General features: G+C 62.2%; 28 protein-coding genes and 1 rRNA gene. 19 read left to right on the forward strand and 10 right to left on the reverse strand.

The genetic code is table 11. The features are described 5' to 3' along the window. The first annotated feature begins 218 nt into the window (after positions 1 to 218). Positions 219 to 333: ribosomal RNA gene (gene rrf / locus AC1RLZ_RS03750) — 5S ribosomal RNA — on the forward strand. A 281-nt stretch (positions 334 to 614) separates the two neighbouring features. On the opposite strand, the gene lepB is transcribed toward rrf, so the two are convergent. Both lepB and tldD read right to left on the reverse strand, forming a co-directional pair. Next, on the reverse strand, positions 615 to 1,391 hold the full coding sequence (gene lepB, locus AC1RLZ_RS03755) for a signal peptidase I (protein WP_493187539.1): 777 nt from the start codon (positions 1,389 to 1,391) through the stop codon (positions 615 to 617). Beyond that, on the reverse strand, positions 1,388 to 2,815 hold the full coding sequence (gene tldD, locus AC1RLZ_RS03760; protein ID WP_371419986.1) for a metalloprotease TldD: 1,428 nt from the start codon (positions 2,813 to 2,815) through the stop codon (positions 1,388 to 1,390). The genes lepB and tldD overlap by 4 nt, the downstream gene beginning before the upstream one ends. A gap of 345 nt (positions 2,816 to 3,160) precedes the next feature. Between tldD and AC1RLZ_RS03765 the strand changes: the two genes are divergently transcribed. After that, the gene (locus AC1RLZ_RS03765) at positions 3,161 to 4,363 is read left to right on the forward strand and encodes a PepSY-associated TM helix domain-containing protein (RefSeq protein ID WP_493187540.1); all 1,203 of its coding nucleotides are present in this window, start codon (positions 3,161 to 3,163) and stop codon (positions 4,361 to 4,363) included. Positions 4,364 to 4,379: 16 nt separating this feature from the next. Here the strand turns inward: AC1RLZ_RS03765 and AC1RLZ_RS03770 are convergent, their stop codons facing one another. Continuing rightward, positions 4,380 to 4,940, reverse strand: coding sequence for an invasion associated locus B family protein (locus tag AC1RLZ_RS03770; protein ID WP_493187541.1), 561 nt, complete (start codon positions 4,938 to 4,940; stop codon positions 4,380 to 4,382). 483 nt (positions 4,941 to 5,423) lie between these two features. Here AC1RLZ_RS03770 and coxB point away from each other — a divergent pair, with 483 nt between their 5' ends. The 12 genes from coxB to AC1RLZ_RS03830 all read left to right on the forward strand — a co-directional run bounded on the left by coxB (position 5,424) and on the right by AC1RLZ_RS03830 (position 16,383). After that, positions 5,424 to 6,269 (forward strand): cytochrome c oxidase subunit II, encoded by an 846-nt coding sequence (gene coxB / locus AC1RLZ_RS03775; protein ID WP_371419989.1) that lies wholly within the window; start codon positions 5,424 to 5,426, stop codon positions 6,267 to 6,269. A 104-nt stretch (positions 6,270 to 6,373) separates the two neighbouring features. Beyond that, positions 6,374 to 7,993, forward strand: coding sequence for a cytochrome c oxidase subunit I (ctaD, locus tag AC1RLZ_RS03780; protein ID WP_371419990.1), 1,620 nt, complete (start codon positions 6,374 to 6,376; stop codon positions 7,991 to 7,993). Between the two features lie 97 nt (positions 7,994 to 8,090). Continuing rightward, the gene (locus AC1RLZ_RS03785) at positions 8,091 to 9,032 is read left to right on the forward strand and encodes a heme o synthase (protein WP_493187542.1); all 942 of its coding nucleotides are present in this window, start codon (positions 8,091 to 8,093) and stop codon (positions 9,030 to 9,032) included. Positions 9,033 to 9,048: 16 nt separating this feature from the next. After that, entirely contained in the window at positions 9,049 to 9,222 is a 174-nt protein-coding gene (locus AC1RLZ_RS03790; protein ID WP_089266830.1) for a cytochrome c oxidase system small membrane protein, read from the forward strand. Between the two features lie 18 nt (positions 9,223 to 9,240). After that, complete coding sequence (locus AC1RLZ_RS03795; protein WP_371419992.1) at positions 9,241 to 9,891, forward strand: cytochrome c oxidase assembly protein; 651 nt, start codon at positions 9,241 to 9,243, stop codon at positions 9,889 to 9,891. A 102-nt stretch (positions 9,892 to 9,993) separates the two neighbouring features. Continuing rightward, the gene (locus tag AC1RLZ_RS03800) at positions 9,994 to 10,851 is read left to right on the forward strand and encodes a cytochrome c oxidase subunit 3 (RefSeq protein ID WP_371419993.1); all 858 of its coding nucleotides are present in this window, start codon (positions 9,994 to 9,996) and stop codon (positions 10,849 to 10,851) included. Positions 10,852 to 10,932: 81 nt separating this feature from the next. Then, positions 10,933 to 11,328 (forward strand): DUF983 domain-containing protein, encoded by a 396-nt coding sequence (locus AC1RLZ_RS03805; RefSeq protein ID WP_493187543.1) that lies wholly within the window; start codon positions 10,933 to 10,935, stop codon positions 11,326 to 11,328. Next, positions 11,325 to 12,080: an SURF1 family protein gene (locus AC1RLZ_RS03810; RefSeq protein ID WP_493187544.1), complete on the forward strand. Its 756-nt coding sequence runs from the start codon at positions 11,325 to 11,327 to the stop codon at positions 12,078 to 12,080. Before AC1RLZ_RS03805 ends, AC1RLZ_RS03810 begins: the two co-directional genes overlap by 4 nt. 127 nt (positions 12,081 to 12,207) lie before the next feature. Beyond that, positions 12,208 to 13,623, forward strand: a complete 1,416-nt coding sequence (gene thrC, locus AC1RLZ_RS03815) for a threonine synthase (protein ID WP_493187545.1) — start codon at positions 12,208 to 12,210, stop codon at positions 13,621 to 13,623. Next, entirely contained in the window at positions 13,623 to 14,912 is a 1,290-nt protein-coding gene (locus AC1RLZ_RS03820) for a M16 family metallopeptidase (RefSeq protein ID WP_371419997.1), read from the forward strand. The genes thrC and AC1RLZ_RS03820 overlap by 1 nt, the downstream gene beginning before the upstream one ends. Positions 14,913 to 14,945: 33 nt before the next feature. Continuing rightward, a complete protein-coding gene (locus tag AC1RLZ_RS03825; protein ID WP_493187546.1) occupies positions 14,946 to 15,533 on the forward strand; it encodes a GNAT family N-acetyltransferase in 588 nt (195 codons plus the stop codon). A gap of 166 nt (positions 15,534 to 15,699) precedes the next feature. Further along, on the forward strand, positions 15,700 to 16,383 hold the full coding sequence (locus tag AC1RLZ_RS03830) for a hypothetical protein (protein ID WP_493187547.1): 684 nt from the start codon (positions 15,700 to 15,702) through the stop codon (positions 16,381 to 16,383). A gap of 68 nt (positions 16,384 to 16,451) precedes the next feature. Here the strand turns inward: AC1RLZ_RS03830 and AC1RLZ_RS03835 are convergent, their stop codons facing one another. The 5 genes from AC1RLZ_RS03835 to AC1RLZ_RS03855 all read right to left on the reverse strand — a co-directional run bounded on the left by AC1RLZ_RS03835 (position 16,452) and on the right by AC1RLZ_RS03855 (position 19,109). Next, entirely contained in the window at positions 16,452 to 16,940 is a 489-nt protein-coding gene (locus AC1RLZ_RS03835; RefSeq protein WP_493187548.1) for a F0F1 ATP synthase subunit B family protein, read from the reverse strand. Between the two features lie 3 nt (positions 16,941 to 16,943). After that, positions 16,944 to 17,513, reverse strand: coding sequence for a F0F1 ATP synthase subunit B family protein (locus AC1RLZ_RS03840; RefSeq protein WP_371420001.1), 570 nt, complete (start codon positions 17,511 to 17,513; stop codon positions 16,944 to 16,946). A 63-nt stretch (positions 17,514 to 17,576) separates the two neighbouring features. Beyond that, positions 17,577 to 17,804 (reverse strand): F0F1 ATP synthase subunit C, encoded by a 228-nt coding sequence (locus AC1RLZ_RS03845; protein ID WP_068732626.1) that lies wholly within the window; start codon positions 17,802 to 17,804, stop codon positions 17,577 to 17,579. A gap of 73 nt (positions 17,805 to 17,877) precedes the next feature. Then, positions 17,878 to 18,627: a F0F1 ATP synthase subunit A gene (locus AC1RLZ_RS03850; RefSeq protein ID WP_371420002.1), complete on the reverse strand. Its 750-nt coding sequence runs from the start codon at positions 18,625 to 18,627 to the stop codon at positions 17,878 to 17,880. A 104-nt stretch (positions 18,628 to 18,731) separates the two neighbouring features. Then, positions 18,732 to 19,109, reverse strand: coding sequence for an AtpZ/AtpI family protein (locus tag AC1RLZ_RS03855; protein WP_371420003.1), 378 nt, complete (start codon positions 19,107 to 19,109; stop codon positions 18,732 to 18,734). A gap of 275 nt (positions 19,110 to 19,384) precedes the next feature. Between AC1RLZ_RS03855 and AC1RLZ_RS03860 the strand changes: the two genes are divergently transcribed. The 3 genes from AC1RLZ_RS03860 to AC1RLZ_RS03870 all read left to right on the forward strand — a co-directional run bounded on the left by AC1RLZ_RS03860 (position 19,385) and on the right by AC1RLZ_RS03870 (position 20,897). Beyond that, complete coding sequence (locus tag AC1RLZ_RS03860; protein ID WP_493187549.1) at positions 19,385 to 20,008, forward strand: 2-hydroxychromene-2-carboxylate isomerase; 624 nt, start codon at positions 19,385 to 19,387, stop codon at positions 20,006 to 20,008. Positions 20,009 to 20,106: 98 nt separating this feature from the next. Then, a complete protein-coding gene (locus AC1RLZ_RS03865) occupies positions 20,107 to 20,601 on the forward strand; it encodes a hypothetical protein (protein ID WP_493187982.1) in 495 nt (164 codons plus the stop codon). 74 nt (positions 20,602 to 20,675) lie between these two features. Then, positions 20,676 to 20,897 (forward strand): DUF6894 family protein, encoded by a 222-nt coding sequence (locus AC1RLZ_RS03870; RefSeq protein ID WP_493187550.1) that lies wholly within the window; start codon positions 20,676 to 20,678, stop codon positions 20,895 to 20,897. A gap of 15 nt (positions 20,898 to 20,912) precedes the next feature. Here AC1RLZ_RS03870 and AC1RLZ_RS03875 read toward each other — a convergent pair whose 3' ends face one another. Then, positions 20,913 to 21,074 carry a hypothetical protein gene (locus AC1RLZ_RS03875; RefSeq protein ID WP_493187551.1) on the reverse strand — a complete coding sequence of 54 codons (162 nt, stop codon included), beginning with the start codon at positions 21,072 to 21,074 and terminating at the stop codon, positions 20,913 to 20,915. Positions 21,075 to 21,168: 94 nt separating this feature from the next. Here AC1RLZ_RS03875 and AC1RLZ_RS03880 point away from each other — a divergent pair, with 94 nt between their 5' ends. Beyond that, complete coding sequence (locus AC1RLZ_RS03880; protein ID WP_493187552.1) at positions 21,169 to 21,642, forward strand: secondary thiamine-phosphate synthase enzyme YjbQ; 474 nt, start codon at positions 21,169 to 21,171, stop codon at positions 21,640 to 21,642. A 168-nt stretch (positions 21,643 to 21,810) separates the two neighbouring features. Here the strand turns inward: AC1RLZ_RS03880 and AC1RLZ_RS03885 are convergent, their stop codons facing one another. Further along, positions 21,811 to 23,460: an MFS transporter gene (locus AC1RLZ_RS03885; RefSeq protein ID WP_493187983.1), complete on the reverse strand. Its 1,650-nt coding sequence runs from the start codon at positions 23,458 to 23,460 to the stop codon at positions 21,811 to 21,813. A gap of 412 nt (positions 23,461 to 23,872) precedes the next feature. On the opposite strand from AC1RLZ_RS03885, the gene AC1RLZ_RS03890 reads away from it, so the two are divergent. Next, a complete protein-coding gene (locus AC1RLZ_RS03890) occupies positions 23,873 to 24,550 on the forward strand; it encodes a response regulator (protein WP_493187553.1) in 678 nt (225 codons plus the stop codon).

Consider the following 24,550-nt stretch of genomic DNA (forward strand, 5'->3'; position numbering starts at 1 on the left):
CGGGTGTGGAAGTGCGGCAACGCATGTAGCTTACCGGTACTAATCGTTCGATTGGCTTGATTGCTCTCATTTTCAGTGTCCATGACACTTGGAAAATGATGACGGAAAGACCGCGAATAGCGAAGTGGGAGTGGCGAATAGAACTTGTTCCATTCGCCATTCGCTACTCACCATTCGCCCCAAAAAACAGTTTGCTTCGTATCTTTGTCCTTCGCCGGCCTGGTGGTTCTAGCGAGGAGCTTCAACCCGATCCCATCCCGAACTCGGCCGTTAAACTCCTCAGCGCCAATGGTACTATGGCTTAAGCCCTGGGAGAGTAGGTCGCTGCCAGGCCTGCAAAGGACAAAGTATTCCTCAATTACGATATCTCAACACAAAACGCCGCTTCCCTCCCGGGAGGCGGCGTTTTGCGTTTCTACGCGCAAATGCGCGCTGTCGATCGCGATCAGAGCAGTTACAGCTCTCGCACCGACTCGTCTGCGTCAGGCAGCCGGCGACAATCCAGCAATCAGGAAGCGCGAGTCGACCAATCTCGCCGAGCAGCGCTGCGTTGACCGGATTTCGCATCACGGCGGAGATGAAATCAGCCCACCGCCGAGGCTGCCGTGCTGCGTTCAGTGCACGCCCGTAAAGAACCGCGCCATGCGGAAACCCGACAGCCAGTTGGCAACCGGCTGGCTGCGCACGCCGAGATCCCATGAGCCGACGATGGCATCGACGCGGCCGACGAGATTATCCATCGGGAGCAGCCCGACGCCGCCTTGGCTGACCGGCACGCGGCTGTCGGCGGAGTTGTCGCGATTGTCGCCCATCACGAACAGATGGTCGGAGGGGATGACGATTTCCGGCGTGTTGTCGAGGCGGCCATTGTCACGCAGCTTGAAGATCGGATGCGCCACGCCGCCGGGCAGCGTCTCCACATAGCGATGCGCCGGTTCGGAGCCGCCGCTGTCGTCTTCGGCTGCGCCAATGCCATCGGCCTTGATCGTCGTCGCGACGCCGTTGAGCCAGACCTGGCCGCCGCGCAACTCGACGCGGTCGCCGGGCAGGCCGATGACGCGCTTGACCCAGACCTGGGAGCGATCGCCGGGCCAGCGAAATACCACGACATCGCCGCGCTTCGGTGTGGACGCGAAGACGCGACCGGTCTCGGGAAGGGAGACATGGATCGGCAGCGAAGCTGTCGAATAGCCGTAGGGAAATTTCGTCGCCAGCAGCGCATCGCCGATCAGCAATGTCGGCTCCATCGAGGCTGACGGCACATAGAACGGCTCGGCGAGCGCGCCCTTCGCAACGAACACGATGCCGACGATCGCGGCGATCTGCGCCAGTTGACCGGACCAGCGTTTTGCGGTCGATGCGACCGTTGTCGTTTCCGTATCAGTGGTCACTGGCCCGTTCCTCCGATGGTCACTCTGTCCATGCGCAGCGTCGGCTGGCCGACACCGACCGGCACGCCCTGGCCGTGCTTGCCGCAAGTGCCGATACCGTCATCGAGCGCGAGGTCGTTGCCGATCATGCTGATGCGGTGCAGGTCGGTCGGACCGTTGCCGATCATCATCGCCCCCTTCAGCGGCGCGCCGATCTTGCCGTTCTCGATTCTGTAGGCCTCGGTGCACTGAAACACGTATTTGCCGGAGGTTATGTCGACCTGGCCGCCGCCGAAGTTCACGGCGTAGATACCGTTCTTCACGGAGGCGAGAATTTCGGCGGGGTCGCGCTGGCCGGCGAGCATGTAGGTATTGGTCATGCGCGGCATCGGCACATGGGCATAGCCCTGACGGCGGCCGTTGCCGGTCGGCTTCATGCCCATCAGGCGAGCGTTCTGGCGGTCCTGCATGTAGCCGACGAGGATGCCGTCCTCGATCAGCGTGGTGCGATTGGTCGGCGTGCCTTCATCGTCGATGGACAGCGAGCCGCGGCGCGACGAGATGGTGCCGTCATCGACGACAGTCACACCCTTGGCGGCGACCTGCTGACCCATCAGGCCGGCAAAGGCCGAAGTCTGTTTGCGGTTGAAATCGCCTTCGAGCCCGTGGCCGACGGCTTCATGCAGCATCACGCCGGGCCAGCCGGGGCCGAGCACCACATCCATTTCGCCAGCTGGCGCAGGAATCGATTCAAGATTCACCAGCGCCTCGCGCAGGGCGCCGTCGGCTGCCGTGCGCCACGATCCGCTCTCGATGAAGCGCGCATAGCCCTCACGGCCGCCATAGCCCTTGGAGCCGCTTTCCTGACGATCGCCCTGACCGGCGACGACGGAGATGTTCACGCGCACCAGCGGACGGATGTCGCGATAGCTCTCGCCGTCCGGACGCAGGATCTCGACCACCTGCCAGGTGGCGCCGAGCGACACCGAGACCTGCCGCACGCGCGGATCCTTGTCGCGCACATAGGCGTCGATTTCGGCCAGCAGCTTGACCTTGGCCTCGAAACCCGGCGCATCCAGCGGATTGTCGTCACCATAGAGCCGCACATTGGTGTGCGAAGGCGCCGCCGCGAAAGTGCCGGCATAGCCGCCACGGACCGCATTGACCGCATCAGCCGCACGGATCAGCGCCGGTATCGAAACGTCGGAGGAATGCGCGTAGCCGACTGCATCGTCCTTGACGGCGCGGAGGCCAAAACCCTGGGCTGTGTCATAAGTCGCCTGCTTCAGCCGGCCATTGTCGAAACCAAGCGCCTCGGACTGGCTGTATTCGAGAAACAGCTCGCCATCGTCAGCTCCCTGTAGCCCCCGCATGAGCTCGCGGCGAACTTCGTCGCGGTCCAGATTGGCGCGGTCGATCAGGGAGGTGGTGGCTGGGCTGGTCATGCAGGCTCCAATGTCAGCAGCGCGGCCCCGGCGCCAGGCGCGGGACCGCGATTTCAATTTGTAGCGACAACCCGGGGATGGGTCGCCTTACAATGGCGTAACCTGCGGCGAAACAGGCGATTGGAACACAAGATAGGTGCTGTTCTGACAAAAAGGGAGGCCCGCACATCGCCGGGGCGAGATCCTCTGGGGGCAACCGGGCCAGCCATGACGCGGTTACCTTGGAGCTATTACAAACTGCACTCCGATGCGCCTCAGGCTGCGGTGCGGTAGACCCTCCGAGCACCATCCTGCATGAACGGTATTCATTGCAGGACCGATCTCTTCTGGCGGTTATCGCTTTTCATGGCCTCTCGAACCAAATCCGCATTCCTGCAAGTCCATTCCATTATCGGCCTGGCGATCTCGCTGATCCTGGGCCTGATCGGTCTGACCGGCGCCATGCTGAGCTTCGAGGACGAGATCGTTGCGGCGCTCAATCGCGATGTGGCGAAGGTCGATCCGCGGCCGGCCCCGGTGCTCGGACCGGATGAGCTGGTATCGCGGGTTCAGGCGCTGCCTGGGGCAGGCAAGGTCGGCCTCATTGTTTTTTCGAGCGAACCGGGTGCGGCGGTACGGATGCGCTTTGCCCGCAGCGAGACTGGGGAGCGCTCGTCGGTCTATGTCGATCCTTATGACGGCCGCGTCGTCTCGGCGATGCAGGGAGAGGGCTTCTTCGCGACGCTGCGCAACCTGCATCGCTTTCTGCTGCTGCCCGGCAACGGCAATGGCTATGGCCGTCTGATCACCGGCGTCGCCGTGCTTGGCCTGTTCGTGTTGCTGATCTCCGGGATGGTGCTGCGCTGGCCGCGCCGAATCCGTAGCATCAAGCATGGTATCAAGACTTGGCTGAAGCCGAAGCTGGCGATGCGAGGGCGTCCGTTTCACTGGTCGCTGCACAGCGTTGTCGGTACCTGGTTGCTGCCGGTCTATCTGGTGACCATCCTCACCGGCCTCTGGTGGTCGTTCGACTGGTACAAGGCCAGTGTCACCTGGCTGCTGTCGAGCAAGCCCGCTGCGAGTGCGCCGGCAATGCGTGGAGCAAAGCGGGGCGCCAAGGCATCTGCCTCTGATGCGCCTGCGGTTCCGTCGCTCGACAAGGTCTGGTCGACGTTTCTGGCCGAGCAGGGCAGCCGCTATGCGATAGCGATCATGCAGGTACCGAACGGACCGGGCAGTGTCGTGCGTATCCGCTCGGTGGCAAAGGACGCGTCATTCGACGAGGCGCGCGACGATTTCCGCATCGATGGCGTGACAGGCCGCATGGTGTCGGCGGAACTCTACAACGACAAGACATTCGGTGAGCGCGTTCTGGCCGCGGTGCTGCACATCCACACAGGTGCGTTCCTGGGCCTGCCCGGTCGCATCGTGTTCTTGCTGGCCGCGGCCTTGATGCCGCTGTTCACCGTGACGGGCTTCATCCTGTATTTCTCGCGCCGCCGTCTGCGAGCAGCGTCGCGACCAAGCCGTCGCGATCGCGGTGCTCCTGAACTGGTGCCGGGAGAGTAGGATGCAATGCTGCCGATCAGGGCAGCTTGTCGTACCCCTCGCCGATGCCGTTGAGGCTGAGCGGGAAGCCGATGCCTTCTTCGGGGGTCTCGAAGATGATGAAAGTGGCAGTCTTGGCGGTGCGCAGCTGGGCGAGCAGCTTGTCGTCCATCACGACTTCGGCAACGCAGCCATTGGGCAGGCAGCGCACGAAGCCGGCGCGGCCGACATCCTGATTGTCGAGCTTGAGGCCGAGGCCGGACGGCAGCAGCACGCCGAGCGGCGCCACCACGCGCATCAGCTTGCTCTTCTGGTCGGCGGTCTTCAATACGATCACGGTCAGGCCGGCATTGGAGCGGTCTTCCGCCACCACGCTCTGGATCAGGGCACATTGTTCGGCCTGGGCGCCGGGCGGGGTGTCGCAGCGGATCTGCCAGTCGCCATGAACCGAGCGCACCGCGCCCTGGGCGCTGGCGGTACCCGGGACCGCAGCGATCGCTGCCAGGGCCAGGCAACCGAGTGCCAGCCGGCGCCAGCCTGCGATCCCGCGGCTCGGGCGGTTCAGGGTCGGTTTATGCTGCAACTTCGAGTGCCCCATCCGGGTCGATTCCTTAGGCGGTGATGTGGTGGTCGTAGTCCAGGGCAGCACGCCTGACGCTGTCTGTCCGGAGGATTTTCCAGACCACGGAATGATACGGCAATGACGGCGCCTTGAAGGCATCCACGGAGCCAAGAAGACACGCGCGGGCACGAATCAGCATCCTGCCGATCGCCTGATCTGTGCGTACAACGGACAATTCCGCTGTCAAGCGCCGTTCACCCGCCGCGCGCCTGTTTGTGCCTGATTTCATGCAGCAATTGCGACCTTCGTTCAATACCTCCGAATGCATTACGGGATGCGCCACTCCTGCATTGCGACAAGACGCGAATTATGGTTTGAGAGGCTAGATTTCGACGCATTCTAACAACTGCCTCCAAGCCAACAGCTTGGGCGTTTTGGCAAATTGTTAGGGAGTGGATCGGGCGGCATAATTCGGCGACACGCCGAAATGCGACAGTAAATTATGGGAGCGCGAGCGGCATGAGGATGTCGAGGGGCCAGATTGGCCGCCGGTTGCTGGGGTTAGCAGTTGTTGGGGCCGGGCTCGCTTTTGGCGGTGCTGCATTCGCAGAGGTGATGGGCCAGCCCGCGCCGTGGGAATACAAGCTGCAGGAAGCCGCCACGCCGGTGATGGAGAACATCACCTGGTTTCATAATTTTCTGCTCTGGCTGATTACCGCCATCACACTGTTCGTGCTTGTGCTTCTCGTCATCGTGGTGATGAAGTTCAACTCCAGGGCCAACCCGGTCGCCTCCAAGACCACCCACAACACGCTGATTGAAGTGGCGTGGACGATCATTCCGGTTTTGATCCTGGTCGCAGTGGCTGTGCCGTCGTTCCGCCTGCTGTTCCTGGAGCTCGACATTCCGAAAGCCGACCTGACCATCAAGGCGACCGGCAAGCAGTGGTTCTGGACCTATACCTATCCGGACAACGGCCCGTTCGAATTCGATTCGCTGATGGCTGCCGACAAGCAGCCACGTCTGCTCGCCGTCGATAACGAAGTCGTCGTTCCCGTGAACAAGGTCGTTCGCGTGCAGACGACCGCCGCCGACGTCATCCATTCCTTCGCGATCCCGTCCTTCGGCATCAAGATCGACGCCGTTCCGGGCCGTCTGAACGAGACCTGGTTCAAGGCCACCAAGACCGGCATGTTCTACGGCCAGTGCTCGGAACTGTGCGGCAAGGATCATGCGTTCATGCCGATCGCGATCCGCGTCGTCAGCGATCAGGAATTCACCGCATGGGTCGAGACCGCGAAGAAGAAGTTCGCGTCCAATCCGGCGAATTCCTACGCTTCGGCCGGAACTGCTGTGGCGCAGTAAGCGGGTGGCGGAGCCGCGAGGCTCCGCACGCACTGTAAGAAATTAGGGCGAGGGGACCGCAAGGTCCGAGAGACTGCCAGAAGAAGACAAAGCAGGATTTGAAAATGGCAACGACCGCGGCAACACCGGCTCACGACGATCACGCCCACGACGATCATGCGCATCCGACGGGGTGGCGGCGCTACGTCTATTCGACGAACCATAAGGACATCGGCACGATGTACCTTATCTTCGCGATCGTGGCGGGCGTCATCGGCGGCATCATGTCGATCCTGATCCGCATCGAGTTGATGTATCCGGGCGTCCAGATCTTCCACGAAAGCCACACCTACAACGTCTTCGTCACCTCGCACGGCCTGATCATGATCTTCTTCATGGTGATGCCCGCGATGATCGGCGGTTTCGGCAACTGGATGGTGCCGCTGATGATCGGCGCGCCGGACATGGCGTTCCCGCGCATGAACAACGTGTCGTTCTGGCTGCTGCCTGCCGCCTTTGCGCTGCTCATCATCTCCACCTTCGTGGAAGGCGAGCCGGGTGCCAACGGTGTCGGTGCCGGCTGGACCATGTATGCGCCGCTGTCGACATCGGGCCATCCGGGTCCTGCGGTCGACTTCGCGATCCTGGCACTCCACATCGCCGGTGCATCGTCGATCCTCGGTGCCATCAACTTCATCACCACCATCTTCAACATGCGCGCGCCGGGCATGACCCTGCACAAGATGCCGCTGTTCGTGTGGTCGATCCTCGTCACCGTGTTCCTGCTGCTGCTGTCGCTGCCGGTTCTGGCAGGCGCCATCACCATGCTGCTGACGGATCGCAACTTCGGCACCACCTTCTTCGCCGCAGACGGCGGCGGTGATCCGGTCCTGTTCCAGCATCTGTTCTGGTTCTTCGGTCACCCCGAAGTGTACATCCTGATCCTGCCCGGCTTTGGCATGATCTCGCAGATCATCTCGACCTTCTCGAAGAAGCCGGTGTTCGGCTATCTCGGCATGGCCTACGCTATGGTCGCCATCGGCGGCATCGGCTTCGTCGTCTGGGCGCACCACATGTACACCGTCGGCATGTCGTCGGCGACGCAGGCCTACTTCGTCGCCGCCACCATGGTCATCGCGGTACCGACCGGCGTGAAGATCTTCTCCTGGATCGCCACGATGTGGGGTGGTTCCATCGAGTTCAAGGCGCCGATGCTGTGGGCCGTGGGCTTCATCTTCCTGTTCACCCTCGGCGGCGTCACCGGCGTCGTGCTGGCCAATGCCGGCGTCGATCGCGTGCTGCAGGACACCTACTACGTCGTCGCGCACTTCCACTACGTGCTGTCGCTCGGCGCCGTGTTCGCCATCTTCGCCGGCTGGTACTACTGGTTCCCGAAGATGTTCGGCTACATGTATTCGGAAACTATCGCCAAGGCGCATTTCTGGGTCACCTTCGTCGGCGTGAACCTGGTGTTCTTCCCGCAGCACTTCCTGGGTCTGTCGGGCATGCCGCGCCGCTACGTCGATTATCCGGATGCCTTTGCCGGCTGGAACCTGGTCTCGTCGATCGGCTCCTACATCTCCGGCTTTGCCGTGCTGATCTTCATCTACGGTGTGATCGAAGCTTTCGTCCGCAAGGAAAAGGCCGCGAACAACCCGTGGGGTGCCGGTGCGACCACGCTGGAATGGACCCTGACTTCGCCGCCGCCCTTCCATCAGTTCGAAGTGCTGCCGCGCATCAAGTAAGAACTATCCGTGGCGCCTTCGGGCGCCGCGCCTCTGAATGCCTCCGCCGCGGCCAGTCTGGTTTCGGCGGAGTGCGCGTAACAAAGTGAGATTGATCTTGTCCGTTCTCGACCACCACGCCATCGACATGTCCGCCCCCCGCATCTCCGAAGCGGGTGTTGCGGACTACATCGCGCTGCTCAAGCCGCGGGTGATGTCGCTGGTCGTGTTCACGGCCATGGTCGGTTACTTCCTGGCGCCGGGCGATCATCACCCCGTGCTGGCGATCACCTCGATCCTCTGTATCGCTGTCGGCGGCGGCGCCTCGGGCGCGCTGAACATGTGGTACGAAAGCGATATCGACGCGCTGATGTCGCGTACGGCCAATCGCCCGATCCCGCGCGGCCGCGTCACCCGTCCGGAAGCGCTGACCTTCGGTCTGGTGCTGGCGTTCTTCTCGGTGATGACGCTCGGCATCCTCGTCAACTGGCTTGCCGGCGCGCTGCTCGCTTTCACCATCTTCTTCTATGTCGTGATCTATACCATCGGTCTGAAGCGCAGGACCGCGCAGAACATCGTCATCGGCGGTGCAGCCGGCGCGCTGCCCCCGGTCGTCGCCTGGGCAGCGGCGTCGGGAACGCTCTCGATGGAACCGGTCCTGCTGTTCCTGATCATCTTCTTCTGGACCCCGCCGCATTTCTGGGCACTCGCGCTGTTCCGCAACGACGATTACGCCCGCGCCGGCGTGCCGATGCTGCCGGTGGTCGCCGGCCCCGATGCGACCCGGCTGCAGATCCTGCTCTACACCGTCGTGCTCGTCGCGACCGCGGTGGCTCCATGGCCGCTTGGCTATTTCTCCGCCATCTACGGCGTGGCTTCGCTGATCCTCGGCGCCGGCATGATGTATCTCGCTGTCGAGGTCTATCGTCTGCGCGAAGGCACGCCTGCCAATCGCGCGACGCGCAAGCTGTTCGCTTTCTCGATTGTCTATCTGTTCGCACTGTTTGCCATTCTGCTGCTCGAGGTGGTCGTGAAGGCCATCCTCCCGCTGGTCTGGTAGAGGGGCGCATGATCCGATGGACAATGAGCACAAGCCTGAACAGCCGGACGGCATCGTCCTCACCGAGGCACAGAAGAAGAGCCGGCGCGAACGCTCGCTGGCCATCGCCTGGGCGCTCGGCATTCTCGTCGTGCTGTTCTTCGCCGTCACCATGGTCAAGGGGCCGGCCGTTCTCATCCGGCCCATGTAATGACAAAAGCTGAGTGACATGACCGATCAGCCGCAGATCCAGCCAGTCGAAGTGAGCAGCCCGCGCAGCGATAAGAATGCGCGCCGCGGTCTGGGCCGCGATGCGACTGTGGCTGCGGCGTGCGGTCTGTTGGTCGCCTTCATGGTCGGCGCGTCCTACGCCGCCGTGCCGCTCTATAACTGGTTCTGCCGCGCCACCGGCTTCAACGGCACCACGATGGTGGCCAGTTCAGCGCCCACGAGTGGCCCGATCGCGCGCAAGATCGCCGTGCGCTTCGATGCCAATGTGTCGGGCGGCCTGCCGTGGAAGTTCGTTCCGGAGCAGAGCGAGATCGAAGTCAAGATCGGCGAGGTGGTGACCGTCTTCTACACTGTCACCAACCAGTCGGCCCGCACCACCTCCGCACAGGCTGCCTATAACGTGGCGCCGCTCACGGTCGGTGCGTATTTCCAGAAGATCAATTGCTTCTGCTTCACCGAACAGACCCTGGCGCCTGGTGAGAAGCGCGAAATGCCTGTCGTATTCTATGTCGATCCGGCGCTGGCCGCGGATAACGAGAATGACGGCCTGAAGTCGATTACACTGTCCTACACGTTCTACCCCCTGCGCGATCCGGCGCCGAAGCCTCTGGCGGCGACGGAGACCGACAAGCGCAAGGGTAACCTCTGAGATAAAGGGTACCCTTCAGGAGAAATCCTGGAGCGTTCCGCGTTATAAAATTGAGAGAACTCGCACCGGCTTCAACCGGCGCAGCTGACGGAGAGAACCGCAATGGCTACGGCGCAAGCAAAGCACCACGACTATCACCTCGTCGATCCCTCGCCGTGGCCGGCGGTAGGCTCGCTGTTCGCCTTCATCATGGCGGTTGGCGCGGTCAGCTGGATGCATCACATGTATGCCGCGGCGCCCATCGTGTTCGGTGTCGGCACCATCGGAGTGCTCTACGTATTCGCAAGCTGGTGGACCGACGTGGTCCGTGAAGCCCAGTACAAGGGTGATCACACCCGCGTGGTGCAGATCAGCCACCGTTACGGCATGATCCTGTTCATCGCCTCGGAAGTGATGTTCTTCGTCGCCTGGTTCTGGGCCTATTTCAATTCGTCGCTGTTCCCCGGCGATCCCGTCCATGCCACCCGCGAGGCGCTGTTCGGTGGCGTCTGGCCGCCGAAGGGCATCCAGACCTTCGATCCCTGGCATCTGCCGCTGCTCAACACGCTGATTCTGCTGACTTCAGGCACGACCGTCACCTGGGCGCATCACGCGCTGCTGGAAGGCGACCGCAAGGCCGTGAAATATGCGCTGATCCTCACGGTGCTGCTCGGCGCCGCCTTCTCCTGCGTGCAGGCGTTCGAATACGCCCACGCCGCTTTCGGCTTCAAGGGCAACATCTACGGCGCGACCTTCTTCATGGCGACCGGCTTCCACGGTTTCCACGTGCTGGTGGGCACCATCTTCCTGCTGGTCTGCCTGTTCCGCGTCTATGCCGGTCACTTCACGCCGAAGCAGCATCTCGGTTTCGAATTCGCCGCCTGGTACTGGCACTTCGTGGACGTGGTCTGGCTGTTCCTGTTCGTCACGATCTATGTCTGGGGCTATGGCGGCGTTGTCGCCGGCGCGGCCGCGCACTGACCGCATTCGGGTGCTACAAGAGGGCGGCCGCAGGGCCGCCCTTTTTCGTTGGCCTCTGCGGCTGTGAAAGAAATTGACGCGATGCCCGATCAACTCGCTGCCCCCGTTACGCTTGGCCAGACCATCGTCCGCGGCCTGACCTGCAAATGCCCGCGCTGCGGCGAGGGCAAGCTCTATGCGGGCTTCATCAATCTGGCGCCGCGCTGCGAGCGTTGCGAACTGGACTACGCCTTCATCGACACCGGCGATGGTCCGGCGATCTTCATCATCATGATCGCAGGGGCCATCGTTGTCGGAGCGGCGCTCATTGTCGAAGTGAAGTACCAGCCGCCATTCTGGCTGCACGCCGCCCTATGGCTGCCGCTGATCCTGGTAACCACGCTGCTGCCCTTGCGCTCCATGAAGTCGCTGTTGATCGCCCTGCAATTTCACCACAAGGCCTCGGAAGGCCAGTTGATCGATCGCGCGCCGAAATGAACACGGTTGCAGCGCGCCGGCGCAGTATCACCGGTCTCGGCATCGTCACGCTCATCATCGTTGGTGTGCTCCTCAGCCTCGGATTCTGGCAGTTGCAGCGCCGCACCGAGAAACATGCACTGATTGCGGCACTCACCGAGCGCCTTGCGGGCGCGCCCGGTGCGCTGCCATTGCCGTTCACATGGGGTGCGCTGACCCCGGCCAAGGATGAATTCCGCCGCGTCAGTTTTTCGGCGGTCTACAAGCCGGTCCCCGATGGCATGGTCTACAGCTCCGGCTCCGGCGTGCGGCCGGATGTGCCGGGCCCGGTGACCTGGGCGTTTCTGCCGGCGCAACTGCCGACCGGCGAGACGGTCGTGATCAATGCCGGCTTCGTGCAGAATACGATGCAGGACCGCGCCCAGCAGGACCGTGCCGTGCAGAAACTCATCACCGGTGCGCCGGTGGTCATGACCGGCTATCTGCGCTTTCCGGAAACCGCGGGCACGTTGACGCCCCATGACGACGTCAACAAGCGCCTCTGGTTCAATCGTGACCAGCGCGCCATGGCGCAGGCGCTCGGCTGGGGCCCTGTCGCGCCGTTCTATGTGGATCTGGAAACGCCCGTGCCGGCCAACGCCATCCCCAGGCCCGGCCCGCTCGAAATCCATCTCAAGGACGACCACATGCAATATGCCATCACCTGGTTTGGCCTCGCGGCCGCCGTGGCGATTGCCTTCGGGGTCTGGATTCGGGGCCAGCGGCGGGCCTGAACCCCGGCCATTGTTGGTTTCCTCGCCCGGCGAAACCCATTATGGTGCCCTCTGATTTCACGCGGCGTGAAGTTTTAACCCCATTATTATCAAAGGCTTGGCGGTTTCCGCGCCTTTGGAGGACGCCTTGACGACCTATATCTCGACGCGGGGAGAGGCCCCGACCCTCGGCTTTTGCGATGTCATGCTGACCGGGCTTGCCCGCGACGGCGGTCTCTACATTCCCGAGGTCTGGCCACAGCTCTCGGCCGAGACCATCGCGTCGCTGTTCGGCCGGCCCTATTGGGAAGTCGCCGTCGAGGTGCTCCGGCCATTCGTGGCCGGCGAGATTTCCGACGAGGATCTCGGCCGCATGGCCAATGAGGCCTATGCCACCTTCCGCCATCCCGCTGTGGTGCCGCTTGACCAGACCGCGCCGAACCAGTTCGTGCTCGAGCTGTTTCACGGCCCGACGCTGGCGTTCAAGGACGTCGCCATGCAGCTGATCGCGCGGCTGATGGATCATGTCCTGGCCAAGCGCAACCAGCGCACCACGATCGTGGTCGCGACCTCGGGCGACACCGGCGGCGCCGCCGTCGATGCCTTTGCCGGCCGCGACAATGTCGATCTCGTGGTGCTGTTTCCGAACGGTCGCATTTCCGACGTCCAGCGCCGCATGATGACCACAACCGGCGCGTCGAACGTCCATGCGCTCGCCGTCGAGGGCCATTTCGACGATTGCCAGGCAATCGTGAAAGGTCTGTTCAATCATCACAGCTTCCGCGATGCCGTCTCGCTCTCGGGTGTGAACTCGATCAACTGGGCGCGTATCGTCGCGCAGGTGGTTTACTACTTCACCTCGGCCGTCGCTGTTGGTGCGCCGACGCGATCGGTGGATTTCACCGTGCCCACCGGCAATTTCGGCGACATCTTTGCGGGCTACGTGGCCAAGCGCATGGGTCTGCCGGTGCGCAAGCTGCGCGTCGCCGCCAATGTCAACGACATCCTCGATCGCACGCTCAAGACCGGCATCTATGAGGTACGCGAAGTTCACGCCTCGTCGTCCCCCTCGATGGACATTCAGGTGTCGTCGAATTTCGAACGCCTGCTGTTCGAAGCCTCCGGCCGCGATGCGGTGCTGGTGCGCGGCCTGATGGACTCGCTGAAGCAGTCCGGCCGCTTCGTGCTGCCGGAGAAGGTGCTGACCGCGATCCGGGCCGATTTCGAATCCGGCCGCGCCGATGAAGACGAGACCTTTGCGGCGATTCGCGCGGCGTGGCGCGAAACCGGCGACCTGATCGATCCGCATACTGCCGTGGCGCTGGCTGTGGCCGACCGCGACACCACCGAGATGCACGTGCCCAACGTCGTGCTGTCGACGGCACATGCAGCGAAATTCCCCGACGCGGTGGAAGCCGCCTGCGGCGTGCGGCCGGCATTGCCGGCCTATCTGGAAGGGCTGATGACGAAGCCCGAGCACATTAAGGTCATGAAGAATGACCAGAGCGATATTGAGCAGTTCGTGCTGTCGGTCAGCCGCGCTGCGAAGCAAGGAGTGTCCTGATGACCGTCGAAGTTACCAAGCTGCCTTCGGGCCTGACGGTCATCACCGATACCATGCCGCATCTGGAAACCGCAGCACTCGGCGTCTGGACCGGTGTCGGCGGTCGCGATGAGAAGTCCAACGAGCACGGCATCTCGCATCTGCTCGAACATATGGCCTTTAAAGGCACCAAGAAGCGCTCGTCCCGCGAAATCGTCGAGGAGATCGAGGCGGTCGGCGGCGATCTCAATGCCGCGACCTCGACCGAAACCACGGCCTATTACGCTCGCGTGATGAAGGCCGATGTGCCGCTCGCACTCGATGTGCTCTCCGACATTCTCGCCAATCCCACTTTCGTGCCGGACGAGCTGGAGCGCGAGAAGAGCGTGATTGTGCAGGAGATCGGTGCGGCGCAGGACACGCCCGATGATGTCGTGTTCGAACATCTCAATGAGCTCTGCTATCCCGACCAGCCGATGGGCCGTTCGCTTCTGGGCACCGCCAAGACGCTGAAGGGGTTCGATCGCGACATGCTGCAGAATTATCTGTCCACGCATTATCGCGGGCCGGACATGGTGGTGGCTGCGGCTGGCGCCGTGAATCATCGCCAGGTCGTGCATGAAGCCGCCGATCGCTTTTCCAGCTTCGAAGGCACCGCCGCACCGAAGCCGCAGCCGGCGATGTTCGGCAAAGGCGGCTCGCGCGTGGTCAATCGCGATCTTGAACAGGCGCATCTGACGCTGGCGCTGGAAGGCCTGCCGCAATCGGACCTGTCCCTGTTCAGCCTGCAGGTCTTCACCAACATTCTCGGCGGCGGCATGTCCTCGCGGCTGTTCCAGGAAGTGCGTGAGAAGCGCGGTCTCTGCTATTCGATCTACACCTTCCACGCGCCCTATACCGACACCGGCTTCTTCGGGCTCTATACCGGCACCGATCCCGCCGACGCACCTGAGATGATGGAAGTCATTGTCGATGTCATCAACGAATCGGTGGAGACACTGACCGACGCCGAGATCGCGCGCGCCAAGGCGCAGATGAAGGCCGGCCTGCTGATGGCGCTGGAGAGCTGCAGTTCGCGCGCCGAACAGCTGGCGCGGCATATGCTGGCCTATGGCCGTCCGCTCACCGTGGAAGAGCTCGTCCAGCGCATCGACGATGTCAGCGTGGAATCCACCCGCGATGTCGCCCGTGGCCTGCTGACGCGCAGCCGCCCGGCCGTGGCGGCGCTCGGCAGCGGCCGGGGGCTGGACACGGCAGTGGCTTTTGCGGAAGGATTGACCCGCACCAAGGACAAGAGCCTGCTCCACTAGGCAGGCGAGGTCCGAGGTATCAGGGAGCGACCTATGGCCCTGTTTCGTTTGCCATCGAGCATGCCGGCGGCGCTGGCGCCGCGCGGGTACGGCGTCGCATTGCGCGCGCCCGTGATGAGCGATTTTCCGCAATGGGCCGATCTGCGTGAGCAGAGCCGTGGCTATCTCACGCCGTGGGAGCCGATCTGGCCGTCCGACGACCTGACGCGCTCCGGCTTCCGCCGCCGGCTGCGCCGCTATGCCGACGATGCGTCCGCCGACCGCGCCTATCCGTTCCTGGTGTTTCGCGAATCCGACGGCACGCTGCTGGGTGGCGTGACGCTGGCCAATGTGCGTCGGGGCATCGTCCAGGCCGGCACCATCGGTTACTGGGTCGGCCAGCCCTATAGCGGGCAGGGCGTGATGACGGCGGCGCTGCGGGTGCTGCTGCCGACCTTGTTCGGCGAATTGAACCTGCATCGCATCGAGGCCGCCTGTATTCCCACCAATCTGCCGTCGGTGCGGGTACTGGAGAAATGTGGCTTCACGCGCGAGGGACTGGCGCGGCGTTATCTCTGCATCAATGGCATCTGGCAGGATCACCTGCTCTACGGCATGCTGCATGAGGGCTTCCGCGGGTAGTCTTGGTGCAGCGCGATGTCCGGGTGTGGCGCAATGGCGCGCATCTGTCCTGTCTCAAGCGCCTCGTTAAGCGCCTTGGGTTCGCCGCCATTGCGCTGTTATAAGGCCCTGCGCACGCCTTGGGCGGGGCAGCGCAAACGACTGAATTTCCGGGGATATCTTCATAATGCGCAACATTCGTTCGATGCCGATCAGCGGCCGCACCGGCGCGCTCCGCAGCATGCTGGTGATCACTGCGGCTAGCCTTTCACTGGCCGGCTGCGGCGGCGGCAGCATGTTCGGCGGTGGTTCGCCAAGCAGCGGCGGCGGCAGTCCGTCGATGACCGATCGCTTCACCCAGTTGTTTTCGGGCAAGTCCACCGAGGTCGGCGCGCCGCAGTCGCCGCAGACCGACGAGAACGACCTGACCTGTCCGAGCGTCAGCATCCGGCCGGGCGCATCGACCTACGCGGTCGGCGCTGCGGGCAAGCCCGCGGTCGGCAACGATCTGGCTTTCCAGGCCACCATCACCCGGACGGCGCGCTCCTGCGATCTCAATGCCGGTCAGATCTCGGTCAAGATCGGCATCCAGGGCCGCGTCATCGTCGGGCCGGCCGGCGCGCCGGCAGCGGTGGATGTGCCGCTGCGTGTCGCCGTGGTGCAGGAAGGCGTAACGCCGAAGACCATTGCCACCAAGGTATTCCAGACCAATGTGCAGATCGGCAGCGAGACCAGCGTGCCGTTCAGCCTGGTCGGCGAGGATCTCGTCTATCCCGCGCCGACAGGCACTGCAGGCGACTCCTACATCTTCTATATCGGCTTCGATCCGCAGGCCCTGAAGCCGGAGCCACGGGCGCGCAAGAAGCGCTAGGGCTCGCAGCCAACAAAAAAGCCGGCGCGATCATCTCGCGCCGGCTTTTTCAGTTTGAAGTGTTTCGCTTAGTTCAGCTTGGAGCGAACCTCGCCGATACCCTTGGCGATCAGGTCGTCGGCCACCGAGCCTTTCACCGACTGCGACAGCACCGAGGCGGCGGCATTCACTGCGGCATCGGCTGCGGCTGCGCGAACGTCTGCGATAGCCTGGGCTTCCGCCAGTGCGATCTTGCCTTCTGCGCTCTTGGTGCGGCGAGCGACAAAATCTTCCATCTTGGTCTTGGCTTCGGCGGCAATGCGCTCGGCCTCTTCCTTGGCGGAGGTGATGATGTCCTGAGCTTCGCGCTCGGCCGCTGCATGACGCTTCTTGTAGTCGACGAGCAGCGCAGCAGCTTCATCACGCAGACGACGGGCGTCGTCGAGTTCGTGCTTGATGCGGACGCTGCGGTTGTCGAGGGCCTTCAGGATGGTGCGGTGAATGCCGAACCAGCCGAACACGGCCATCAACAGAACGAAAGCGACGGCGACCCAGAATTCAGCTTGAAGTCCGAACATCGTTTATCCTTTCAGCGACGCGTCGAGCGCGGCGTTGACGGCGCCTGCATCCGGGTTCATGCCCGTCAGGCGTTCGACGATCGCCGAGGCCGTGTCCGCAGCGATGCTGCGCACATTGCCCATCGCCGTTGCGCGGGTGGCGGCGATGGTCTGCTCCGCTGCCGCAAGCTTGGTGGCAAGACTCTCTTCGAGCTTCGCCTTGGCTGCTTCCTGTTCCGTATTGAGCTTCTCACGAACTTCGGTCGCCATCGACTGCGCCTTGGCGCGGGCATTGGCGAGTTCGGTTTCGTAAGCCTTCAATGCGGCGTCGGAATCGGCCTTGAGCTTGGCGGCTTCGTTCAGGTCCGTATCGAGAACCTGCTGACGCGCAGCAAGCACGCCGCCGACGCGGGGCAGCGCCAGACGCGACACGATCAGATAGAGCAAGCCGAACGCGATCGCGAACGACACCAGCTGTGAAGCGAAGGTGCTGCTCTCGAACGGCGGAAACGACGCCTTGTGACCACCATCTGCCGCGGTGTGCGCGGCAGTTCCGTGATCGGCGCCCTTGGATTTGCCCTGACCTTCAGCCACAGCAGTCTCCTTATCGATCGGAAGCACGCCCTCGATGGAGCGGCAACCGGATCTGTTTTCAGCTTAGACGGCGAACAGCAGCAGCAGCGCGATCAGCAGCGAGAAGATGCCGAGCGCTTCAGTCACGGCGAAGCCGAAGATCAGGTTAGCGAACTGGCCCTGGGAAGCCGACGGATTGCGGAGCGCACCGTTGAGGAACTGGCTGAAGATCATGCCGACGCCGATGCCAGCGCCACCCATGCCGAGACAAGCAATGCCGGCGCCGATGTACTTCGCTGCGATGGGATCCATAGTAAAACTCCTTCTTGGGATAGGGATTTAGACGGTTGAGGGTGAATTCCGCCAGGACACTAAGAAGCGATGGTTAGTGGCCCGGATGAAGTGCGTCGTTGAGATAGATGCAGGTCAGGATCGTGAACACGTAGGCCTGCAGGAAGGCGACCAGTATTTCCAGCGCGGTCAGCGCCGTGGTCATGGCCAGCGGCAGCACCGAACCGAAAACACCCACGGCACCGAGCGCGCTGAGCGATGTCACGAAGCCGGCGAAAACCTTGAGCGTGATGTGGCCGGCCAGCATGTTGGCGAACAGACGAACCGAATGCGACACCGGGCGGGACAGGAACGAGATCACCTCGATCACCGTGACCAGCGGCAGGATGTAAATCGGAATGCCGTGCGGCACGAACAGCTTGAAGAAGCCGAGACCGTTCTTGTAGAGGCCGTAGAGCAGCACGGTCAGGAACACCATCAATGCCAGCGCAACGGCGACGATCAGATGGCTGGTGACGGTGAATGTATAGGGAATGATGCCGATCATGTTCGCCGTGAGGATGAACATGAACAGCGAGAACACGAACGGGAAGAACTTCATGCCCTCTTCGCCGATGCTACTGCGCACCGTATCCGACACGAATTCGAAGGACAGTTCGGCGACCGACTGGAAACGGCTCGGGATCAGCGCGCGACCGGCGCTGCCACCCAGCATCAGCAGCGACACGACGGCGACGGCGCCGAACATATAGGCCGACGAGTTGGTGAAGGCGATTTCCTGATTGCCGATATGGCCCAGGGTGAAGATCTTGTGGATCTCAAATTGATGGATCGGATCGGCCATCCACGTCGGTCTTTCAATTCGGCCGGAATGTCCGGCGTTTCCTTGCCGGACAGCCGGCACTCAAATACTGCGCCAAGGACGCAGAGGTCTTGGGCGCGAATTTCTTATTCCGCTTTTTTCCCGACGCCAGCCGAGCGCATCACGTTCATCACGCCGGCGACGAAGCCAAGCAGCATGAAAACGATCAGCCCCCACGGCGATGTCGACAGCAAACGATCGAAGCCCCAGCCCAGAATCGTTCCGACGACGACGCCCGCGACCAGTTCCGAAGAAAGACGGAGACCCACCGCCATGGCCGATGCCCTGGACTGCGCGTTTCCGCTTCCAGTTTCGGATTGGTCAGTCTGGAGTTTGCGCTCATCCTGAAGTTTGGACAGACGCTGATTCAGACTTCCGAGCCTTGCGGAAAGCGCAGCCTCATCGGGAGACGATTTGCCATCACGTCCGCGTCCACTGTCATCGTCCCGTGTGCCGTTTGTCATGCTTGCGACACTCGAAATAACGCTGCAAATGCTGGAAATAACGCCCCGTCACCCTTCAAAGCCGGGCGGACCATACTTAGCGCATCTTGCCAAGTCAAGATTCGCTGATCGCCTGTTAGTCCTTTGATTCACTTGATTTTATTGGTGAAATTCGAATCCCGCTGCGCGGGATCGCCGCAGCGCAAGAATGACTTTCGAGGTGATCTATCTTGCACGGCGCAGGGCGCTCTGTTGGAGTGTCGTAGACTTTGAAAACGCCTCTGCCGGAGCCCGGAATGTCTCAAGAGATCGACTACTATTTTTCGATGCCATCGCCCTGGGCCTATATCGGCCACGCGCCGTTTCGCGATCTCGTAAGTACTTACGATCTCAAGGTGAATCACAAACCGGTCTTTCTCGGCGAGTTGTTCTCGGAAACCGGCGGCCTGCCGCTCGGCAAGCGTCATCCGGTGCGGCAGCGCTACCGGATGCTTGAATTGCAGCGCTGGCGCGACAAGCGCGGTCTCGATTTTCATCTGCAGCCGAAGAACTGGCCATTCGATGGCCGACTCGCCGATGGTCTGGTGATTGCGGCGCTCGAAGCCGGGTACGATCCCGACCCGTTCCTGCGCCGGGCATTTCCTGCGGTCTGGGAAGATCAGCTCAATCTCGGCGATGCTGCAGTGCTGACCAAATTGGCAGATGATTCGGGACTGCCGGGCGCGAAACTGGTGGAGCGCGCGGCGTCGAGCGATGTGGCCGCCAAATACGAACAGAACCGTCAGGACGCGATTGCGTCCGACGTGTTCGGCTCGCCCGCCTATGTGCTCAATGGCGAAGTATTTTGGGGCCAGGACCGGCTCGAATTGCTGGCTGATGCGTTGAAAGCCAAGCGGGCGCCTTTCAAATCTCAGATCTGAGCACATTTGAGAGTAAAGGCGGCTATCGCCCCGAACTCGCAACGCGGAGCATCTTCATGAAGAATGCTGTGGTGCGTTTTGCCTCCCCCGGACAGCCCATGCGGTATGCCGCGCGGGTCGGCGCGGTTCTGATGGCCGGGATCGTCAGTGCATCTGCGCAGACCCTCCCGGACATCGAGAATGGCCGTTATGCGCTGTCGCCGATCGCCGAAGGCGTCATTCGCCTGGATACCCGCACCGGCACGGTTTCGACATGCACGGATAAGGGATCCGGCTGGGCCTGCTATGTCTTGCCGGATGAACGTGCCGCGCTCGATACCGAGATAGGGCGGCTGCAGAAGGACAACGACAAGCTGAAGGCGGAGCTTGCGCAGCGTGGTCCAGCCGTCGCCGGCAAGACCGATGAAGCGCACCCGAAGCAGGATTCGCTGAAGCCCGGGAAGCCGGGGATTGCGGATGGCGAGAGAAAGATCGAGATTCCGCTGCCCAGCGAACGCGACGTCGATCGGGTGATGACCTTTGTCGAAAATGCGTGGCGACGCCTTGTCGAAATGGCCGGCCGCATCCAGCGCGATTCAAGCGGAAAAATCTGAACGCAGGCGGTTTCGCTGCGAATGGCCGTGCTCACTTAATTGATTGGTATGATTCGCCCAGAGAGGAGCGCTTGATGCCGAGATTTTATTTCGATCTGGTCGACGGCACGACGGTGCCCGACACTTCCGGGCAGGTGTTGCGGGATCAATTGCTGGCCGCGGAGGTCGCGGACAAGCTCGCTGGCGATATCTACAAGGTCAGGCCTGAACTCCGCGGCAAGCACTTCGTCATTTCCGTCCGCAACGAGGAGGGCAACGAAATTCACCGCGCAGACGTGATCGGCCCCGACGATTAACCCAGGGCGCAGCGCTTATTTGCGGTCGAGCCCGATATCGTCGCCGTCGCCATGGATGGTGTCGCGAGAGGTTTGATCGGTCTTGTCCGCGTCCTTGATGACAGCTTTCTCCTGCGCGCGCTCTTTGTCCTTGCGTGGGCCGGGCCCCGGAATGTCTCTTGATGTTTTAGGCGTCACGGCGTTTTCCCTTGTCGATTTTGGTTGAAGTGGGAACGCCAACTCGGCGTTTTGGTTCATCAGTCAAGGTGTAATTGGCCAAGAGGTGGACTTCATGACATCTGCCAGATCCATCACGCGCAGCGCGCCGTCTTCAGTTCGTGTCGGGACCGTGATGTCGTCGCTGCTGACGGTGCAGACATCAGGTGCCGGCTTCATCGATATCACCCGCGAGGTCGGCAAATTCCTGAGCGAGATCGGCGCCCGGGAAGGTGCGTTGACGCTGTTCATCCGCCACACCTCAGCGTCGCTCACCATCCAGGAAAACGCCGATCCAGCCGTGCTGGTCGATCTCATGACAACGCTCGATCGTCTGGCCCCTCAGGATTTCAAGTGGACGCATGATACGGAGGGACCCGACGACATGCCGGCCCATGTGCGCACCATGCTGACCGCGACCTCGCTGCATGTGCCGGTGCTGTCCGGCGAATTCGCGCTCGGCACCTGGCAGGGGATTTATCTGATCGAGCATCGCACCCGTCCGCACCACCGTGAGGTGGTGCTGCAGTTCGTGGGGGCGGCGGATTGATCGATCCTAGCGTTGGCGCGGCCAGCAGGTTCACAACGGGAATCGTCATTCTGACTATCTAAGGAATGGTCGAGGTGCATGCCGGACAAAAAACCGGCCGCGGATTGCTCCGCGGCCGGTTTGTTATTGTCGCTTCAGCCGGCAGCCTGGGCTGCCGGACGTGCGCGATCAGTTCGCGCCGATATCGACGTCCTTGGTTTCCGGCAGGAAGAAGATGCCGATCACCACGGTGATTGCCGCGAAGATGACGGGATACCAGAGGCCGGCATAGATATCGCCGGTCGAAGCCACGATGGCGAAGGCGGTCGCCGGGAGAAGCCCGCCGAACCAGCCGTTGCCGATGTGGTAGGGTAGCGACATCGACGTGTAGCGGATCTTGGTCGGGAACAGTTCGACCAGCATCGCCGCGATCGGTCCGTAGACCATGGTCACGAACAGCACCAGGACGAACAGCAGTCCGATCACCGCCGCAACCTGCGGACGGAAGATGTCGAAGGGGTGCGCCATCTTCACGATCTGCGCGTCGCCCGCCTTGGGGTAGCCCGCCGCCTGAACCGCTGCGAGAACCTGCGGGTTCGACGCAGCCGCGGTGTAGGGCACGTCCTTGCCGTTGACGACGACCTTCACGCCCGAGCCTGCTGCACCATAGGAGGTCGAGTATTTGACCGATGATGAAGCGAGATAGGCGCGGGCCGTGTCGCAAGGCGTGGAGAACACGCGGGTGCCGACCGGGTTGAACAGATCGCCGCACAGCGCGGGGTCTGAAACGACTTCCACCTTCACGCTCTCGATCGCCTTTTCCAGCGTCGGGTTGGCGTTGGTGGTGATCATCCGGAAGATCGGGAAGAAGGTCAGCGCCGCGATCAGGCAGCCTGCCAGAATGATCGGCTTGCGGCCGATCTTGTCGGACAGGGCGCCCCAGAACACGAAGAAGCCGGTGCCGAGCAGCAGCGACCACGCGATCAGGAGGTTCGCGGTGTAGCCGTCGACCTTGAGGATCGATTGCATGAAGAACAGTGCGTAGAACTGGCCGGTGTACCAGACGACGCCCTGGCCCATCACGCCGCCGAGCAGGGCGATCAGGACGATCTTGGCGTTGCTCCAGTTGCCGAAAGCTTCAGTCAGCGGGGCCTTGGAGCCCTTGCCTTCGTCCTTCATCTTCTGGAACACGGGCGATTCATTCAGCCGCAGACGGATCCAGACGGAAACGCCGAGCAGCACCACTGAGACCAGGAATGGCACGCGCCAGCCCCAGGCGGCGAATTCGGGTTCGCCGAGGATCGTACGGGTGAACAGGATCACCAGCAGCGACAGAAACAGGCCGAGCGTCGCGGTGGTCTGAATGAACGATGTGTAGTAGCCGCGCTTGCCGGGCGGCGAATGTTCCGCCACGTAGGTCGCCGCACCGCCATACTCGCCGCCGAGCGCAAGGCCCTGCAGCAGGCGCAGGCCGATCAGGATGATCGGAGCCGCGATGCCGATGGTCGCTGCGTTAGGCAGGATGCCGACGATGAAGGTCGACAGGCCCATGATGAGGATGGTGACGAGGAAGGTGTACTTGCGGCCGACGATGTCGCCGACGCGTCCGAACACGATGGCGCCAAACGGACGAACGATGAAGCCCGCGGCGAAGGCCAGCAGTGCGAAGATGTCGCGCGTGGCCTGATTGAACATCGGCAGCTTGGTGGCGGGATCGATCACGCCGAAGAATTGTGCGCCGATGATGCCGGCCAGCGAGCCGAACAGGTAGAAGTCATACCACTCGAAAACAGTGCCGAGCGATGACGCGAAGATGACGAAGCGTTCGTCCTTCGTCATCCCTTGGGCTTTCGCCGATGTTGCTGCGATGGTGGACATGTTTGAATCGCTCCCCGAATCCGTTGCAAAATTTATTGTGGCTTCTCGCTCGCTGCGCCGAACGTCGGTCGGCTCAATGCAGAGAACTTCGATGCAAAAGGTAGCATTGCGGAGAAATGCGACCCAATACGACTTTAGGCCGTGCGCAAGGGGGCTGTGCGCAGACGTCGCGGCGACACAAATGCGCTGGCGAACATGCGTATGCATATAGTTTATTGCGCCGCACAATGGTCCGCGTTCACCAATTTACCGCGTAGCAGTATTGGGTGCTTGCAAGACGTTGTCGCGCGGGAGACACTTGTGGCGAAATGCGCTTTTGCGCGTCGCCTCAACGCGGTCGCTGGTTTGCCGCAAGATTTTTGCATGGATTTTGATGACCGTTATCGCTCCCTCGCGCCTCATTATTGCCGACGATCATCCGTTGTTCCGCGGTGCATTGCGGCAGGCGGTCAGTAGCGTGCTGCCGACCACCACGGTCGATGAAACCGGTACGTTCGAGGATCTGACCAAACTGCTGGAACAGGATTCCGACGTCGATCTGATCCTGCTCGATCTGTCGATGCCGGGGATATCAGGGTTCTCCGGACTGATTTACCTCCGTGCGCAATACCCCGCGATCCCGGTGGTCATCGTGTCGGCCAGCGACGATGTCGGCACGATACGGCAATCGCTGGACTTCGGCGCGTCAGGCTTCATTCCGAAGCGGTTCGGCGTCGATACGTTGCGCGATGCCATCGTGAAGGTGATGGATGGCGACGTCTGGGTTCCGCCGGATGTCGATATGTCCGCCGCAGCCGATCCGGAAATGAGCAAGCTGCGCGATCGCTTGGTGACGCTGACGCCGCAGCAGGTGCGCGTGCTGATGATGCTGTCGCAAGGACTGCTCAACAAGCAGATTGCCTATGAGCTTGGCGTGTCCGAGGCGACCATCAAGGCGCATGTCTCGGCGATTCTGCAGAAGCTCGGCGTCGAGAGCCGCACCCAGGCCGTGATAGCTGCCGCGAAGATCGCCGGCGGCCAGTGGCGTCAGGGCGAGCAGGCCCCGCAATAA

Source organism: Tardiphaga sp. GW822-FHT04G09 (assembly GCF_058800725.1).